The organism is Leptolyngbya sp. FACHB-321 (genome assembly GCF_014695975.1).
Classification (GTDB): Bacteria; Cyanobacteriota; Cyanobacteriia; order Leptolyngbyales; family Leptolyngbyaceae; genus Stenomitos.
This window is the reverse complement of record NZ_JACJPI010000078.1, coordinates 28,015-45,776: the sequence shown is the minus strand read 5'-3', so window position 1 is coordinate 45,776 and position 17,762 is coordinate 28,015. Positions and strand designations below refer to the sequence as shown.

Genomic DNA, 17,762 nt, shown 5'->3' with positions numbered 1-17,762 from the left:
TATCATCCGCTGATTGCTGTTGTCAATTATTAAGGACAGGAGTGCTGAAGCAGTAGAGATGATATCGCTCTAACCATAAGCCTCTCTTTTGCCCTTACCTTATAGGACGACTGCGGTAAAACTTAAACACTACGCTGTTCAGTAGCTGGGCGTAGTTATTTATAAGTGGCATTTCGACTTCGCTTAATGCTCTCAGTCCTATGTGTCAGCGGGTTAAGCGCAGCCGAAACCCGGTCTCTCAGTGGTGCTTAATTTAGCCCTCCTACCTACGTTAGCCCGATCATACAATTTTCATTAATTATGCCTGATTTGGCTTGTTAGTTTGTGAAGCAGTCAGTGTTAAGGGCAGGATTTAAAGCTGCAAGCTAACTGTGACAACCTGTTTCCATTCGCGCCCCTCCCTACCTCTACCCCTCTACCCCTTCCACAGGCACTATGACTCACCCCTTTGAAACTTGCTGTAAAACCGGGTCGCAGCCACCTCAACCGGAAGCAAAATTGCGATCGAGGCGTGTGAAAATCCCTCTAGAGAAACTAGGATGTGTAGAAGGGCATCTAACGTTGGATGGTGCAAGCTTGCTATGACGTTGTTATAAGAGGGTTGATGAGGGGCAATCTGGAGCAAACTTACAGAACTAAGCATAGGAAGTGCTAAAAGATCGACTGAACAACGTCGGCTTTTGGTGCGCGTTTGTTCTCTAGGGTGGCGTCCAAATATGCAGGGGCTTTGAGGTTGCTGCTGCCTTGCTTAAAGTTTGAGAGCTGCGATCGACGTGGCTTAGGATACTGCCTCTAGTAAGCGATCGTCCGGCAGAGCAAAAAACTGAGCGATCGCGGGTGAGATCCCTTTGCTTAAAACGCTTGGAGCCATTGTGATGAAGGTTGGCAAATTAGGGCGTTAGAGAAGGTGTCACCAAGGGCAACCTTAGTGAGGACTCGTTAATGGATTGTGCTGAATTGGAGTTCGAGTATCACACCGCTGATCAATTGCTTTCACATTGCCGCTGGACTCAGAACACGCTTCCGAGTGCTCAAGATCTCAATTTGTGCCGCTTTCTGCGTCTTCTTTCAACGTTGAAACTCTTACTAACTAAGATCGGCACTTCAGTTTTGGCTCCTAAAAACCAACGTGTGCGTAGCCGTAGTGGCGTGCAGCCCGCTGAACGTTGTGGAGCGATACAGGCAACAAAGAAACAACAGTCGGTGCTACAGGACGATCGGTTTACGCAGGGGTGCCCAACGCTAACGTTGAAACAAGGCTGCATATGTCAATACTGGTTCATCCGGCTACCCTCCCGGTTGGAGGGCACGGCATGAAAACGCCCCCACCCAAAAAGCCAACCTTACTGGTCGTCGACGACGAACCAGATAACTTGGATTTGCTGTACCGCACATTTCATCGTGAGTTCAAGGTTTTAAGAGCTGAGAACGGACCAACTGCCCTTGAGCTTCTGGCAAAGGAGGGCGATGTTGCCGTAATTATTTCTGATCAACGAATGCCGTTGATGAGCGGGACAGAGTTTTTGAGCTTAACCGCAACTCAGTATCCCGACATTATGCGGATTATTCTAACGGGGTATACCGATGTTGAAGATCTGGTCGATGCAATCAACTCGGGCAAGGTGTTCAAATATGTCACAAAGCCGTGGGATGACGAGGAACTGAAGGGCGTGGTACGTCAGGCGGCAGATACCCACAACGTACTAAAGACACGAACGCGAGAATTGCGGCGATCGCTGCGTCAAGAATCATTACTCAACGCCGTTACCAGTACGATTCGGAGTGATCTTAGCTATCGCCAAATTTTGCATACGATCGGTGAAACGGTTGGTCACATCCTGGAAGTAAGCAGTTGCGTTGTGCGTCCATTTCAGGATGGGTATATGGATGATGACTGGTTTGTGTATGTGAGTGCACAAGCTGCTGTCGCTGATGCGGATGGGCTAGCGAAACAGAAAGCAGCACTAGCGCAGACAGTTTGGGAAACTCACACCGTTGAAGTGATTCAGGCTATTGAGACGGACGATCGCCTCAATAGCGATCATCCAGACATTCAGGCGCGTCGGCAGGTTTACACAGAGGCAGGGATACGGTCTAGCTTGCTGGTGCCGCTAGTTTGTCAGCAAGAATTGATGGCAGTGTTGGCGTTGCATCAGTGTGGTGAACCACGTACCTGGCAGGACGACGAAGTACAATTGCTGACGATGGTGGCGGACCAGGCAGCACTGGCGCTCTTTCAGGCACGTACCTACGAGCAGGTGCGGGCGCTGGCAAAACGAGAAGCGCTGATCAACACAATTACAACTGCCATTCGGTCTAGCCTTGATCCCCAAGAAATTTTTGCGGCAATTACCCAACAGCTTGGGCAGGCACTCCATGCCGATGGATGCGCGCTGTCACTATGGACGCGGGAAGATGAGTTTGTCCAGCTCGTGGGGCTGCATGATGCGGCTCAGGCTGGTTGGTCAGCGTCGTCGGTAGCAGACGCGCCTGCTGCAATCGGTGCTAGCAGCAAAACCCACTCGGTTTTTCCTTCGTCGGCAGAAGACGCAACACCACGTCCGTTGCCTCAATCTACAGTGCCGATCGAGGGCAATCCCGTCCTCCGGCAACTCTTGCTTACCCAACAACCTGTGGTACTAAGCGATCTAGAACAAAGTATAGGCATGACGGTGACCGAACAGCCGTTTCGCAACCCAGCACGGGCGTTGCTGGTGGTACCGCTCATTCTAGATGGTCAAATTATTGGCAGCATTTCACTGCGGCAAAATCGCCAGCCCCGTCGCTGGTTGTCTTCAGAAATTGAATTGGCGCAGGCAGTCGCAGTGCAGGCAGCGATCGCGGTACATCAATCTCGCCTCTATCAAAAAACACGTCAACAGGCAGAACAGCTACTGGAACTAGACCAGCAAAAAACAGAGTTCTTCCAAAATATTTCGCACGAATTTCGCACGCCCCTGACGCTGATGATTGGTCCGCTAGAGTCGGCGATCGCCCAGCAGCAAGGCTTATCTCACGACCAGGCAACGGTTGCACTGCGAAACTCACGCCGCCTACTGCGATTGGTCAACCAACTGCTAGACCTACAACGGTTAGATGCAGGGCGAATGCAGCCCAGTTTCCGCCCCTGCGATATGGCAGATTTTGTCAGTCAAACGGTTGATTCCTTCCGCCCCTACTGCGACAAAAAGGGCATAACCCTTGCAACCAACCTCACCCCTTGCCCCCAGGTTTACTTAGACCTGGAAAAGTTTGACAAGGTGCTGTACAACCTGTTGTCCAACGCGATGAAATTTACTCCAGAGGGCGGCAAGATTACGGTTATGCTTCAGCCTGCCGGGGATCACTGCCTGCTCAAAGTAACCGATACAGGCATTGGCATTCGTACCGACCAAATTCCGCATTTGTTTGAGCGGTTTCGACAGGCAGAAGGTTCAGCAAACCGTAGCTATGAAGGCAGCGGCTTAGGACTGGCACTGGTGAAAGAACTGGTTGATTTGCACGGTGGGCAAATTTCGGTCGAGTCTGTCTATGGTGAAGGCACAACGTTTACTGTTTGGCTTCAAACAGGCATGTCGCACTTGCCGCCGCAACAGTTGATTGAGGTGCAGGCAGAAGCTCAGCCAAATCGTGCCTCGGTGGAGCTAGCAGACGTTGAGATGGAGCTACAGGAGGATAGCGTTGAGGATGTATCCACTCTACCGACCACGCTTCCTATAGCGTCTGATGCCTCACGCATTTTGATCGTGGATGACAACCCCGACTTGCGAACGTATGTTTCAACCATTTTGCGTGAAAAAGGCTATCGGGTGTGGACGGCTCGTAACGGCGCTGAGGGCTTTCAGACCGCGCAAACTCATCGTCCGCAACTGATTGTCAGCGACCTAATGATGCCGCTGGTATCAGGTCTTGATATGATTCGGATGATTCGGGAAGAGGATGAGCTGAAAGGTATTCCCATCATTCTTTTGACTGCTAAAGCAGATGAGGATACCCGGATTGAAGGTGTCGAGCGTGGAGCCGATGCGTACTTGTCAAAACCGTTCAGCGATCGCGAACTCCTGGCAGAAGTCCGTAACCTTTTGGCGCTAAAAGCTAATGAGCAGCGTGTAGCGGAACTCAACACTTACCTTACAGAATCTGTCTTAAAACGATTCTTGCCGCCATCCCTGGTACAACGTGCTGCCCGGGGCGAATTGTCGCTCGATCTGAGACCGGAGCCACGCCTAGTAACCGTGTTGTTTAGCGACATTATTGGCTTTACGCAACTGTCTAATACACTACGCTCGCGACGCGTTGCCGAGCTTTTGAACGAATATCTGGCAGAAATGACCCGCGCTGTTTTTGACAATGGTGGCACAGTGGATAAATTTATGGGCGATGCGATTCTGGCATTGTTTGGCTCTCCTGAGGAGATGACACCTAATGAGCAGGTGCGTCGCGCGATCGCCGCTGCCCGTCAGATGCAGCGATCGCTACATCTGCTGAATGAACGTTGGCTGGCACAAGGTATTAGTCAAGTGCAGTTTCGCTGTGGCATCCATCAGGGTACGGCTGTTGTGGGGATGTTTGGTGGGGCGGAGCGATCGGACTACACTGCGATCGGTCCTAGCGTCAACATCGCCTCCCGCATTCAAGAAGCCGCTGAACCTGACTGCATTCTGGTCTCTGCCGCTGTCGCTGACTATTTGGAGCAGGACGAAATCACTAAGTTCAGCCCACTACGACTAAAAGGTGTGGATGAAACCGTTCTTACCTTTGCCGTTACATCAGAACCAAGTTTGCATAGTCGCCTGCGGAATGGGGAGTAGTCGGGAGCCGGGGGCAGCAAGGGTTAGGTCAGGAAGGGAAGACGCTCAAAACCTGGAACTCAAAACCTAAGACTTTAGCCTTTGACCCCAGGCAAACTTTGCTTCTGTAGTCGCGTAAAGTCCCTTCTGCAAGCCGTTACACAAACAGCATCTAAGAAATGCGAAGCGTCTCCAACGGAGTCGTTTGATTGATCGCTGCTTAACCAGGAAGTGTAGCCTCAAAATTCCCCTCCCTCGCTTCCTCTGCTCCGCCTTTGCCCCCCTGCTCCTCTCTCCTTCCCTACCTACCGCTGCCCAGTTTTGGCTTTCTGCAACTGCTGTTCTGCTTTGGTTGCCCACGGATTGTTACCTTGTTTGGCGTAGAGATCTTTGGCATAGGTCAGCACTTTTTGCGCGTCGGTGAACTTGCTCTGGCGCATGAAGACAAGTCCAGCCGCATAGTAGGCGTTAGCGTAGTTAGAGTTGGCTTCTGCCGATCGCCGGAAAGCATTTAGCGCTCCGTCTAGATCGCCTTGGGCAAAGAGCAGTGAGCCAAGATTATAGTGAGCTTCGGCATAGTTTGGCTCAATTTTGATGGCTTGCTCAAAGGCAGCGCGGGCTTCTTTTGTTTTGCGCTGCTGCGTGTAAACCATACCCAAATGGTAGGCAGGTTCAGGAGCCGTGGGGCTGAGTTCGATCGCCTTGCGGTAGGCGTTAATTGCTGGGTCTAAGTTGCCCTGCCGCTCTAGCACCAGCCCTAAATTGTAGTGAGCCAGACCCAGTTTCGGGTTGAGTTCGACAGAGCGTTGCAAGTAATCTTTTGCTTGGGGCAGGTTGTTGCCTTCTAGGAGGGCAGCTCCCAGGTTGGCGTAGGCAAGTGCAAAGGTGGGATCTGCTTGCGTGGCTTGATAAAAGGCTGTAGCGGCGGGTTGAAGCTGCCCTTGTTGACGCAATGCGAGACCCAGATTGTAGTGAGCTGCCGACAGTTGGGGGTTAAGCTGGGCCGCACGACGAAAAGCAGCGATCGCGTCATTCAGCTTTCCCTGTTGGATGTACTGGATGCCTTCATTAACAGCACTTTCGGCAGTTTGGGTAGCCTGAGCAACCTGAACGTTTGGCAGTGTTATGCCTGGCTGCGGTAGTGCCAGCATACTACCCAAGATTACTAACCCAATCAATTCACTGAGGTGCCGTTGCCGCTGTGCTTGCATAGATTCATGCCTAATGTCTGATAGTCAAATGCCTGTTAGCCGAATGCCTGTTAGCCGAGTATTGATTCAACTGATCCTCCGGTAGCTGCTATCGCCATTCACCAGGCAAATATCACTAGGCAAACAGATGTGGAGCCAGCGAATGGTGACGCTATTTTACAGGAAGGAGCGTAAACCTAACTCTCAAGCCTGCTGAACTTTCATACGGTCAGGCGAGCGTGTTTGGAGTATACCGCTACATCTAGTGAAGGCATTACCTATAATCTTGTTACGAACGACGACAACATCCTTACAACACTTCCTTGCAACACTACTAAAACTAGATATCTAAGCCAGTGACGGTGAGCGCTGGCGAGTGTTCCACAGTGAACTGATAGGAAAGTTCCTGCTTCGCGTTCGGCTCTAATTGTAATGACCATTCTAAAAGCCCCATTTCGCCAAGCTGGGTTTGCGGGCTTGTGCGATTCAAACGGACTTTAATTTGTTCGCTGCGGCTGACTGGCAGTTGCTCAGAAACTTTCAGCATTGCTTCCTGTTCACGTAAGTTCGTTACTACTAGACGATAGGCGTAGGTGAGTCGTCGCTGTCCGCCAATCAGTTGCTTCTCGACTTTGCGTTCGATCAAAGTGCGGGTGAGTTTCAGCCCTTCGTCAATGCCCAGGTTTAATTTGAACTCTTGACCAGGGGCGACGTTCTCTAAGGGCGTAGTGCCAACAAAACGATTGTCACGAAAGATATTTGCTTGACCGGCTAGCAGCGTTACGCCATCAGCGGGATTGGTGACGATCGCCTGTAAGTAGGCAAAGCTCACCAGCTTGGGCACAGCGATGTGTTCTAGATGCGATGGGTAAGCATCATTGAAGATCGTAATTTTGTGCGATGCACCGTCACCAGGGATATTGTTACCGCCATCGATCGCAAAGGTGACAACACCACCTTCGTTTGTGATTTGTGCCGATGGGGCTTCTGCGACGATCGCTTGCTGGGTTAACTCAAAAGCATAGCTGCTTGCCATTGCTACCATCTCGTCCTCCTCATCCTTACCTCCGGGAGCGGCTGAAGCAACGGCACGGTTGCGAAACATCATAGGAGCGGAAGCGGGCGGCGGTAGGGGCTGGTATACGTCTACGTACCAGGGCGTCAGGTTGGGAGGAAGGGTTCCCAGCCCCGGCTTGGCGGTTGAAAGGGTAAGGGCAACGGCACTCCAGTTCTCGCCAGTGTTTTGAACCACTTCTGAAAGGTAAGTGAGATGAACCCGGCTATCTGTGCTGTCAACGCGTAAGTCGTAGAGGGGTTTCCAACTGGCACGATCGCACACATAGGAAACCTCCAACTCAAATTCTCCGGCTCCTGCGGGCGAAATGCCAACGGTCAAACTGTAGCTTTCTTTCGGACGCGGCGTTTGAATCTGCTGCAACTGCTGGTAGAGCACTTGTATTTGTTTTGTCAGTTGGGTCTGTTCTCGCTTGTGTTGGGCGATCGCGGCTGACAGATCACCATAGCGTTGTCCCACAAAGTTTAGTAGATTGCGAGTTTCGGCAAGACTGACCTGCTGTTGCGCCAGACTACGCGAAAAGCGATCGACTGCTTTTTCACTCAATCCCTCAATAAATTTGCGTTGGATCGCATCGGCAGCAATCCTGTCCTCAATCGTTTGCTTTTCATCAGTCAGTGCCTCAATCTGTGCCGTTAGTTGAGCGATGCGATCAACAACTGGTTCCGTTGCATAAATCCGCTCTGTCTGTACATCCCGTAGCTGCACGGCGACGTTGCCAACCCCGCTTGCTCGTACCGATTCAGGTTTGAGCGTCAGCGGTAAATGGGTCAGCGTTAAGGCTTGCTCTTGCCCAGCCAGTATTACCTTGCCTCGCCGTGTAATGAGCGCCTGATCGGTGTACACAGTTACGGCAACAATGTGGGTTTCTAAGGAAATAACGGTTGAAGGCGTTGCCGAAGTATCCACTGCCAGTTCTCTCAAAGTGCGACGCGATTGGCCATGCCAACGCTAGCACATGGTATCAGGCAGCTTTGACCGCTCGATCGTTAGGCAGTACGTAACGCAGGCGATCGCCGTTAAGTACCTTTGGTTAAACGGCTTAAAGCACTTTCAAGGCTGGGCTAAGACTTGCCGTGATCGCTGCACCAGGCACTTTTGAAGCTGGTTTTGCGTCTGCTTCGTAACACGATGACCTTTACCAAAGATTTACACAACGGTAGCTCTATGCAAACCTATAAGGGGCAACACGCATCAATGGTTTAGTTTCAGCACGATCGCTGGCTGAGTGATTGCTAGATAGTAGTCATAGGCGATCGCTGCTTAATCCATTTGTGGTGTACCGCAAGGATGCATGGCAATGTTGCGACTTAATCACGGGCACGCAGTCATCGATTCAGACTCTTTATGTTAACGACGAACGATTATCAGCTTCTACCAGAAGTTACAGGGGCATTGCAGGTGCCGACCGCAGCAAAGCCACCGTTAGGTCGTGCTGAGAAAACGGCAGGCGTGATCGCTCCGGTACACTTCTCGCTGGTAGTGCCGACGTACAACGAGAGTCGTAACATTGAGCGTATTGTGGCGCTGTTGAGCCAGCGTTTGGATGCAGTGTTGCCCGATCGCTATGAAATTGTTGTGGTGGATGACAACAGCCCGGATGGCACCTGGCAGCTAGCACAAGCGTTGCTCGTTCACTACCCCTGCTTGCGCGTGATGCGTCGTCAGGAAGAACGAGGGCTTTCAACCGCAGTGATCCGTGGCTGGCAAGCGGCTAGAGGCGACGTTCTAGGAGTCATTGATGGCGATTTACAGCACCCGCCAGAGGTTTTAGAGCAGCTTTTGTCTGCGATCGAGCAAGGTGCAGATTTGGCGCTCGCTAGCCGCAACGCTGATGGCGGTGGCGTGAGTACGTGGAGCGCAGCACGGCGGTTTCTCTCACGAGGCGCGCAACTGTTGGGTTTAGTTTTGCTGCCAGGTGTGCTGAGTCGCGTGTCTGACCCTATGAGCGGTTATTTTTTAGTGCGTCGTAGTGCCATTGCAGGACGATCGCTGCATCCACTCGGCTACAAGATTTTGTTAGAAGTGCTGGGACGGGGTGCGATCGATCGCATTACAGAAGTTGGCTATGTCTTTCAGGAGCGCGAGGCTGGCGAAAGCAAGGTGACATGGAAGCAGTACCGCGACTATATCCGTCATCTCGTGCGCTTGCGGGTGTCTTTAGGACGGCTCAGTCGGTTTCGTCAAGCGCTAGATTTTCCCATCGGACGCTTTATACGGTTTGGCTTTGTCGGTCTGAGCGGGCTAGTGGTTGATATGGGGCTGCTCTATCTGCTGCATGGGACGTTAGGTTTTGGGCTGACTCGCAGCGCGATCGTGGCGGCAGAACTGGCAATCATCAATAATTTCGTCTGGAACGATCGCTGGACTTTTAGCGATCTGACGCAGCAGCAGCAAAAACGACATCAAGTCATCAAACGCTTTATCAAATTCAACCTGATTTGCTTAATGGGTCTGATTCTCAAAGTTTTGCTCTTAAATGTGCTGTTTAATGGGCTGCATCTCAATCCTTACGTAGCAAACTTTTTGGCGATTGCGGCAGTTACACTCTGGAACTTCTGGATTAACTTGAAGCTAAGTTGGCGTGTTACCCAAGTTAAGTGAAGCCGTACCCCGACTCGACCGTACTCAGGCTTGGGAAGAAACTGCCAAAAAACACTGTCAAAAAGTACGATGCCTATAGAACGCTTGTTCTAAAAATGCTATGAATAGAAAGAACAGCGATCGTTTCGTTCATAGCATCGCTTAGAGGCTACACTGAACACTGATTTCGCCCTCTTAAGCGGCTTAGGCAAGCTGTGTACATCAAGCGTCTAGAACTCTCCAACTTTAAATCCTTTGGTGGCACAACGCCAATTCCGTTGCTGCCCGGTTTTACAGTGGTGTCTGGACCCAACGGTTCTGGAAAGTCGAATTTACTGGATGCGCTGCTGTTTTGCCTCGGCCTAGCAGGGTCAAAAGGGATGCGGGCAGAGCGTCTCCCCGATCTGGTTAACCATACGCAAAGTACACGCGGTCGATCGACGGTAGAGGCAAGCGTGACCGTTACATTTGATCTTTCGGATGAGCCAGAATTGCTGGAGGATGCGATCGAACGGCAGGTCAACAGCGACGGCTCCATGCGTCAAGACGGCTCGTCCAATATTCAGAACGGCGTCCAGAACGGTGATAAGCATTCAGAAAACGGGCATTCAAACAATGGTCATTTAGAAAGTGGGCATTCAGAAAACGGTAAGGGAGCGCGCCCCCTCCGCACCGAATGGAGTGTCACTCGCAAACTGCGCGTCACGCAGCAAGGCACCTACACCTCCAACTATTACATCAACAGCGAACCCTGCACCCTGACAGAACTCCACGAAGAGTTGAACCGTTTGCGCGTTTATCCTGAAGGCTACAACGTCGTGTTACAAGGGGACGTGACTCGTATTATTTCGATGAATGCGCGTGAACGCCGCGAGATTATTGATGAGTTAGCAGGCGTTGCCACGTTCGATCGCAAAATCAACCAGGCAAAAGAAAAGCTAGATGCCGTCAGAGATCACGAAGACCGCTACCACATTGTCGAAAAAGAGCTGATTGACCAGCGCGATCGCCTTGCCCAAGACCGCATCAAAGCCGAAAAGTACAAAAAACTGCGGCACGAACTGCAAACCAAAGAGCAGTGGGAAATTGTGATCTGCTATCAGCAGTCGTTCCAGAGTGCCCAGCGGTTACGGGAACAGCTTGCCAGCGGCGATCGCGAACACACCGACCTCAACACCCAACTGGCTGCTTTGGTGACGACTATCCAGCAAGCCACCGCTGAGTTAGACCAACTCAATGCCCGCGTCCGTGCGCTAGGCGAAGACGAACAGCTTGCGCTTCAGTCCACGTTGGCAACGCGTGAGGCAGAGCTACGCCAACTTCAGCGGCAAGAGCAAGATTTGCAGGCTGCTAGTCGAGACACAGCTGCAAAGCTGGCGCAAACGCAACGAGACCTCCAAGAACACGTGCAGGCGATCGACACCTACACTCAACAGCACGCGGCAGAGGCTCAACTCATTGCCGCTCGACAGCACGAACGAGATCAGGCGCAGCAAACCTTAGAGCAAAGCCGCGCCGCTGCCAATGCCTCAGCCGCCAGTGCTGAAGCCTGGGTGCAAGAGCAAACTGCCCTGCATCACAACATTGAGACACTGGTTGATGCCCTCGAACCCCAGCGCACCGAGCAAGCCCAGCTACAGGAGCGCACCCGCCAGCTAGAACGGCAGATCCAGGAGCAAACTCAATCTCTAGAAACCTTACAGCAACGGCTGACCGATCGCCAAACTCAAAAAGCCGACCTTGAGCTACGGCTGCTGGCGACTCAAGAACAGATCCAGGCGATTGCCCAAAGTCTTGCCGCTGCCGAACAAGAACTCCAGATCCAGCAAGAAACCCAGACGCGATTGCTGCACGAACAGCGCGAAAAGCAACGCCGACTGGACAAGCTCGAAGCCCAAACTCAGGCGATACAGGAAGCGCAAGGTACTCATGCGACTCAAGTTATTTTGCAAATGGGGCTGACAGGTGTGTGCGGGCTGGTTGCTCAATTGGGACGAGTTGATCCCCGCTATCAACTGGCGTTAGAAACGGCAGCAGGGGCACGTTTGGGAAATTTAGTTGTGGAAGATGACGCGATCGCCGCCGCTGGCATCGAAATCCTTAAACAAAAGCGGGCTGGACGTGCCACCTTTCTACCGCTGAATAAGCTCCAGTCTGGACGGACACCCTCTGGTAACGGCGTGCGATCGCTCTCTGGCTGCGTTGATTACGCCATCAATCTGGTGGAGTTTGACGATCGTTACCGCAACGTCTTCGCCTACGTCTTCGGCACCACCGTTGTCTTTGAGACCCTCAGCGCTGCTCGTCGCCACATGGGTCAGCACCGCATTGTGACGCTAGATGGGGAATTGCTGGAAGCCAGTGGTGCGATGACTGGCGGTAGCAACAGCAATCGTCAATCGATCCACTTTGGCACTGTCGAAGCTACCGAGTCCGCCGAGGTCATTGCCCTGCGCGATCGCCTGCATGAAATCGATCGCATTCTCGAACGCTGCAACCACGCCATGCAACGAGCGACCCAACTTACTAAAGAGCGCACTCAAGCATTAACAGAAGCTCGCCAGCAGCACCGCGAGGCACAACTTCAGACACAACAACTGGATGCCGAACACCAAAATCTCGCTGTGACAGTGACGCAGGTGCAAACGCAGTTGACTCAAAACATCCAAGAGTTAGCGATCGCTCAAACGCGCCTGCACACACTCGAAACCGAGCTTCCCGCTCAAGATCTCCAGCTACAGACATTGCGGCAAACCTTAGCTGACCTGGAACAATCGCAAACCCATAGCGAATGGCAGCAGATTCAAACCGCCCTCCGCGCTCAGGAAGCCGAACTCACGCAGCGAGAACTGGCTGTGCGATCGCTCGAACAACGGCTGCAAAATCTGGAGAACCAGCGCCAGCGATCGCAGGAAAAAATCCAGCAAGGGCAGGAGCGCTTACAGGAATACCGTACGCAGCAAACGACGCAGATACAGGAGCAGTCAGCAGTCAGCGATCAGCAGTCAGCTTTGAAGGCGCAAATTGGTGAAACGCAGGCAGCACTGGCAGAGTTAGAAACCCGGTTGGGTCTGGAGAAACAAACTCGTGATCGCGCCGAGCGTCAATTGCGAGAGCAGCAAACCCAGCAGCAGCAGCTAACCTGGCAACAGCAGAAACTTGAGGAAACCCAACAGGCACGCCGAGCAGAATTGAGCGAACTCACCGCGCAACTGGAAGCACAACAGCCCGATCTGCCCGATCCATTGCCAGAAATTCCCGACACAGCCACCCGCGATTTGGTAGAGCTACAGCATGAGCTGCGATCGCTCCAGAAACGCCTCCAGGCAATGGAACCCGTCAATATGCTGGCGCTGGAAGAATACGATCGCACTCAGGCACGGCTTGAAGAACTGACGGATAAACTCCATACCCTGCAAGAAGAGCGCACCGAACTCCTTCTTCGCATCGAAAACTTCACCACTCTACGGCAACGTGCGTTCAAAGAAGCCTTTGATGCGGTTAACATCAACTTCCAATCTATCTTTGCCACCCTCTCAGATGGTGACGGACACTTGCAGCTAGAAGACTCGCAAGACCCATTCAACGGCGGACTTAACCTTGTAGCTCATCCTAAGGGCAAGCCTGTCCAGCGTCTCGCTTCTATGTCCGGCGGCGAAAAATCGCTTACTGCACTCAGCTTTATCTTTGCCTTACAGCGCTACCGTCCCTCGCCCTTTTACGCCTTTGATGAAGTGGATATGTTTTTGGATGGGGCAAACGTAGAGCGATTAGCTAGAATGATCAAACAGCAGGCACAGGAAGCACAGTTTCTTGTTGTAAGTCTACGGCGACCGATGATTGAGTCAGCTGATCGCACGATCGGGGTCACTCAAGCGCGAGGAGCGTATACGCAGGTTTTAGGTATTAACCTACTGCCTCAAAGCGCCTCCGTCTAAGTTAGCTGCTGTATGATTTCACCGCTATATGATTTGATAGTGATCAGGATTTGCGAATCAGGATTCGACCCATAATGGCATTTGAAGAGATCCGCCAACGCTCAGACCTCCTTGGCACGCAGGTGATTACCCGTGATACGGGCAAAAAACTTGGTGTTGTCAGTCAACTCTGGGTAGATATCGACCAGCAAGAGGTGGTTGCCCTCAGCCTGCGTCCAAACATACTTTACGGCACCCCTCAGCCTATGCTCTTGAGCAGTATTCGGCAGATTGGGGATGTCATTCTGGTGGATAACGACGATGTCATTGAAGATATTGATGTCGAGTCTTACAGCAGCCTGATTAATTGTGAGGTCGTTACCGAAACAGGCGAGCTGCTAGGCAAAGTACGCGGCTTTAAGTTTGATATTGATAACGGTAAGGTTACGTCTTTGATCCTGGCATCGATCGGTTTACCGCTGATTCCCGACCAGGTTGTCAGTACCTACGAGTTGTCTGTCGATGAAGTGGTCAGCAGCGGACCTGATCGCCTGATTGTATTTGAAGGTTCAGAAGAACGCTTGATGCAGTTGTCTGTGGGCGTATTAGAGCGTCTTGGCATCGGCAACCCCCCTTGGGAGCGCGAAGAAGAAGACAGCTACGTGGCACCTGTGCGTGCAGACAATCAGCTTGGCACTGGGTTACGTACGCCGATCGCTACCCCTGTTCGCCAGAAAGAACCCGTTATCCAAGAAACTTGGGATGACGATAACTGGAGCGATTCGCAGCCTCGGCAGTTGCGGCAACAGCGCCGTGCTGAACCGCTTTACTACGATGATGAAGAGGAAGACAACTGGAGTGAGGCAACGCCTGCCCGCGATCGCTATGTCCCTCGCCCCGAACCACAGCAGCCCTATCCTGACGTTGATTACGAAGACGAAGACCTCGAAAGCGATGCGTGGGAAGACGAAGACCAAAAGCCTTTGCCCTACCAGCCTCCTCGCATCAACATCCCCGAAAAAACAAAAGCTCCAGAGTACGAAGAAGAGGGCTATTAGGGCTTCGTTAAAGCTTAGACTGCCTCAAGAAAACTGACCTCTAAGCTTGAGCGATCGTGCTTTTTAGAACTTTTAGAAACTGTGTTCCGTAGAATTACCTTTGAACTGCTAGAGCCAGTTGGGATAGACTTGCAATCTTTCTAGCCGTTAAACTGTTTGCGCTTCAAGCTACGGCTAAAGTCTGTTTTGAGCAAGCCTGGTTTTCAAGTTTGAGGGTTGTTTACTGCAATGATGCATCCGGATACAGAGCTTCGGTTTATTAATGACTCGATTGGCTACGGTGTTTTTGCAACCAAGCTGATCCCCAAAGGAAGCATTACCTGGATTTTGGACGACCTCGATCAGATGTTTGATGAGTCTCATCTTGCGTCGCTTGATACTGTGCAGCGTGAGCACCTTATCAAGTACAGCTATCGGGATGAGCAGGGACGCTACATTTTGTGTTGGGACATTGCACGGTATGTCAACCACAGCTTCAACTCAAGCTGCATTGCTACACCGTATAAATTTGAACTGGCAGCGCGGGATATTCATCCAGGTGACGAGTTGACTGATGATTACGGCTACTTTAATTTAGACAAACCGTTTTACTGCGTTCCCGAACCTGGTAGCACCCGCACTAAAGTCATGCCCGACGACATCTTGTACCATTATCCAGAATGGGACTGTAAAGCCGATGAGGCAATGCGCTGTTTCAATCATGTAGAGCAACCGCTCAAACACCTGATCGACCATAAATTTATGGCAAAGGTGGCAGCGATTGCGCGAGGAGACGCGAAAATGGACTCAATTCTTGCCTGCTACTACGATCGCACTACCACCTTTAAAGCGGCTAGCTAACCTCATAACAAGTCTGCTCCCCTGCACGTGATTAATCTGCACGTTACTATGCACGCTATCAAGCTGTTTTAAGCTCACGCTACCACGAGTCCCAGGAGAAACCTTATGCAGTCCAGCGCTTCGGACTCGGTGTCACCGCGCCCCAAGCGGCAAATCTCTCTCATGCGCTCTGTGGGATCACGGCTGTTTCTCTCGGTAGTGGGCGGCTCCCTCGTTGGGTTGGTTGGCACTGCCTTCTTAACCTATTGGGAACTGGCAAGACAGTCTGAAGCTGAACTACGATCGAGCCTCCAGGTCAAAGCCGAAAACCTGGATGGCGACTTCACCACATTTGAATATTCGACAAAGCTGGTTGCTGATGCCATCAAAACTTTTTACGAAGCCGGTGAACGGCGAGAGCAAGTGTATGTCAATTTGCTCGATCGCTCGTTAACAACGTCTCCCTTAGGCACTGGCTTGGGCTTTGGGCAGCCACCTGACAATCGCCTCATTCTGCCATCGCGAAAATTTGCCTACCCCTATGCTGTACGCAATCCTAAGACTGGCAAAATTGAGGCGCAAGGAGGAGAAGCGGCTCAAACCAATTTTCAAGAGAACTACTTTACGCAGCCGATCGTAGCGGGCAAACCTATCTGGTTAGAGCCAGTACCCTATCTAGAAGACACGCTCAAACCACCCCAAATTTTGGTCAGCACTGCCTACTCCATGCCGTTTTACAGCAGTAAAGGGCAACTTTTGGGTGTACTGAGTCAAGATCTTGAGCTGAGTTTCCTTAGCAAAAAACTGTCAGTTCAAGTCATGCGCGATGCAGGCTACTTCATTCTGGTCAGCGCGAAAGGGGGCTTGATTGCCTATCCGCCCGATCCGCAGGTGGTTTATTCTGGCGATGCCCAAAAAAGCACGAATCTTAAGCAGTTTCCTGGCATGAATAACTATGCTGGGCTGTGGCAACGCCTTCAAACTGCGCTTCAATCAGGCACAAACAGCGGCATCACACAGTGGCAAGATGCAACAGGAAAGCGCGAGTACTGGGCATACCAGCGCATTCCAAGTAACGACTGGGTGTTGATGGCGGCTGTCCCCGAAGCAGTCGTATTGGGTCCCGTGATTCGTTTTACAGCGATTAGTGCGCTTGGCTCAATTATTGGTGTATCGATCGTCCTGGGTCTGGTTGTGGCGATGTTTGTAAAACGCCTTAACCAACGTTTACAGCCCATTATGGACGAATGCAACCGTTTAGCAGAAACCAGCGCCAAAAGCGAAGAGCTAATGAGTCGGGAAGATGAACTGGGGCGCTTGACCATTTCGTTCTATGCCCTCTTAGGGCAAGTAACAGTGAATGAACGCAGGCTGCGAAAAGAGACTGCGAAATCAGCGCAGGCGTTTCAGGCACTGCAGCAAACTCAGGCACAGTTGATTCAAACTGAAAAAATGTCAAGTCTGGGGCAACTAGTCGCAGGTGTTGCCCACGAAATCAACAACCCCATCAACTTTATTTATGGCAATTTGCCTCATGCAACAAACTACACCAGAGATTTGCTGACGCTGATTCAAATGTACGAGCAGCGGTATGCTGACCTCGACCCAGAGATTCGTGCTTATCGAGAAGAAATTGATCTCGACTTTCTGGTCAGTGATTTGCAAAAGATGCTTGCTTCAATGAGCATTGGAGCCGATCGCATTCGTGAAATTGTACTTTCGCTGCGGAACTTTTCGCGCTTGGATGAATCCGACATGAAGCGCGTGCAGATTCATGAAGGCATTGATAGCACGCTGCTCATTCTGCAAAATCGGCTGAGACCCAACCTCGCGCAGCCTGCGATCGAAATTGTTAAGCAATACGGCGATCTTCCCCTAGTAGAATGCTACGCCGGACAGTTGAATCAGGTCTTCATGAATATTTTGAGCAACGCGATCGACGCGCTGGAAAAATATAACGAGGGGCGATCGACTGCCGAGTTGATGGCAAACCCAGCGACAATCACAATTCAGACAGAGACAATCAAGAGTGAAGGGGTAGGGGCAAGCGGTAAGGCGTTAGCCAGTCAATCCTCACCGTCTTCCGTTGTCATTCGCATTCGCGATAACGGTCCTGGCATTTCGCCTGAGCATTATGCCAAACTGTTTGACCCGTTTTTCACCACCAAGCCGATCGGCAAAGGCACCGGGCTAGGGCTATCTATCAGCTACCAAATCATTGTCGAGAAGCATCACGGCAGTTTGAAATGCGTTTCCGCACCAGGGCAGGGAGCAGAATTTTGGCTGGAGATTCCAGTACGACAGCAGACACCTGTGAAGTAAACGCTGAT

The 17,762-nt window shown here is 51.6% G+C and carries 9 protein-coding genes; 7 read left to right on the top strand and 2 right to left on the bottom strand.

Translation table 11 applies throughout. The features are described from left to right. Positions 1 to 942 precede the first annotated feature (942 nt). Positions 943 to 1,317, top strand: coding sequence for a hypothetical protein (locus H6F76_RS22910; RefSeq protein ID WP_190511768.1), 375 nt, complete (start codon positions 943 to 945; stop codon positions 1,315 to 1,317). After that, entirely contained in the window at positions 1,314 to 4,811 is a 3,498-nt protein-coding gene (locus H6F76_RS22905) for a response regulator (protein WP_190511766.1), read from the top strand. The genes H6F76_RS22910 and H6F76_RS22905 overlap by 4 nt, the downstream gene beginning before the upstream one ends. 284 nt (positions 4,812 to 5,095) lie before the next feature. Here H6F76_RS22905 and H6F76_RS22900 read toward each other — a convergent pair whose 3' ends face one another. Both H6F76_RS22900 and H6F76_RS22895 read right to left on the bottom strand, forming a co-directional pair. Continuing rightward, complete coding sequence (locus H6F76_RS22900; RefSeq protein WP_190511764.1) at positions 5,096 to 6,001, bottom strand: tetratricopeptide repeat protein; 906 nt, start codon at positions 5,999 to 6,001, stop codon at positions 5,096 to 5,098. A gap of 319 nt (positions 6,002 to 6,320) precedes the next feature. After that, the gene (locus H6F76_RS22895) at positions 6,321 to 7,964 is read right to left on the bottom strand and encodes a mucoidy inhibitor MuiA family protein (protein ID WP_190511762.1); all 1,644 of its coding nucleotides are present in this window, start codon (positions 7,962 to 7,964) and stop codon (positions 6,321 to 6,323) included. 438 nt (positions 7,965 to 8,402) lie between these two features. On the opposite strand from H6F76_RS22895, the gene H6F76_RS22890 reads away from it, so the two are divergent. From H6F76_RS22890 to H6F76_RS22870, 5 genes are all read left to right on the top strand, one after another. Next, positions 8,403 to 9,659 carry a glycosyltransferase gene (locus H6F76_RS22890; RefSeq protein WP_190511759.1) on the top strand — a complete coding sequence of 419 codons (1,257 nt, stop codon included), beginning with the start codon at positions 8,403 to 8,405 and terminating at the stop codon, positions 9,657 to 9,659. A gap of 194 nt (positions 9,660 to 9,853) precedes the next feature. Next, on the top strand, positions 9,854 to 13,576 hold the full coding sequence (gene smc, locus H6F76_RS22885; protein ID WP_190511758.1) for a chromosome segregation protein SMC: 3,723 nt from the start codon (positions 9,854 to 9,856) through the stop codon (positions 13,574 to 13,576). A 74-nt stretch (positions 13,577 to 13,650) separates the two neighbouring features. Next, positions 13,651 to 14,613: a PRC-barrel domain-containing protein gene (locus tag H6F76_RS22880; RefSeq protein ID WP_190448707.1), complete on the top strand. Its 963-nt coding sequence runs from the start codon at positions 13,651 to 13,653 to the stop codon at positions 14,611 to 14,613. 228 nt (positions 14,614 to 14,841) lie between these two features. After that, positions 14,842 to 15,453 carry an SET domain-containing protein gene (locus H6F76_RS22875; RefSeq protein WP_190511756.1) on the top strand — a complete coding sequence of 204 codons (612 nt, stop codon included), beginning with the start codon at positions 14,842 to 14,844 and terminating at the stop codon, positions 15,451 to 15,453. 105 nt (positions 15,454 to 15,558) lie between these two features. Further along, positions 15,559 to 17,754, top strand: coding sequence for an ATP-binding protein (locus tag H6F76_RS22870; protein ID WP_190511754.1), 2,196 nt, complete (start codon positions 15,559 to 15,561; stop codon positions 17,752 to 17,754). Positions 17,755 to 17,762: the final 8 nt, after the last annotated feature.

Bases quoted from the DNA above. Each gene is read 5' to 3' on its own strand.
- H6F76_RS22910 (WP_190511768.1), top strand. From the start codon at position 943: ATGGATTGTGCTGAATTGGAGTTCGAGTATCACACCGCTGATCAATTG.
- H6F76_RS22905 (WP_190511766.1), top strand. From the start codon at position 1,314: ATGAAAACGCCCCCACCCAAAAAGCCAACCTTACTGGTCGTCGACGAC.
- H6F76_RS22900 (WP_190511764.1), bottom strand. From the start codon at position 6,001: ATGCAAGCACAGCGGCAACGGCACCTCAGTGAATTGATTGGGTTAGTA.
- H6F76_RS22890 (WP_190511759.1), top strand. From the start codon at position 8,403: ATGTTAACGACGAACGATTATCAGCTTCTACCAGAAGTTACAGGGGCA.
- H6F76_RS22880 (WP_190448707.1), top strand. From the start codon at position 13,651: ATGGCATTTGAAGAGATCCGCCAACGCTCAGACCTCCTTGGCACGCAG.
- H6F76_RS22875 (WP_190511756.1), top strand. From the start codon at position 14,842: ATGATGCATCCGGATACAGAGCTTCGGTTTATTAATGACTCGATTGGC.
- H6F76_RS22870 (WP_190511754.1), top strand. From the start codon at position 15,559: ATGCAGTCCAGCGCTTCGGACTCGGTGTCACCGCGCCCCAAGCGGCAA.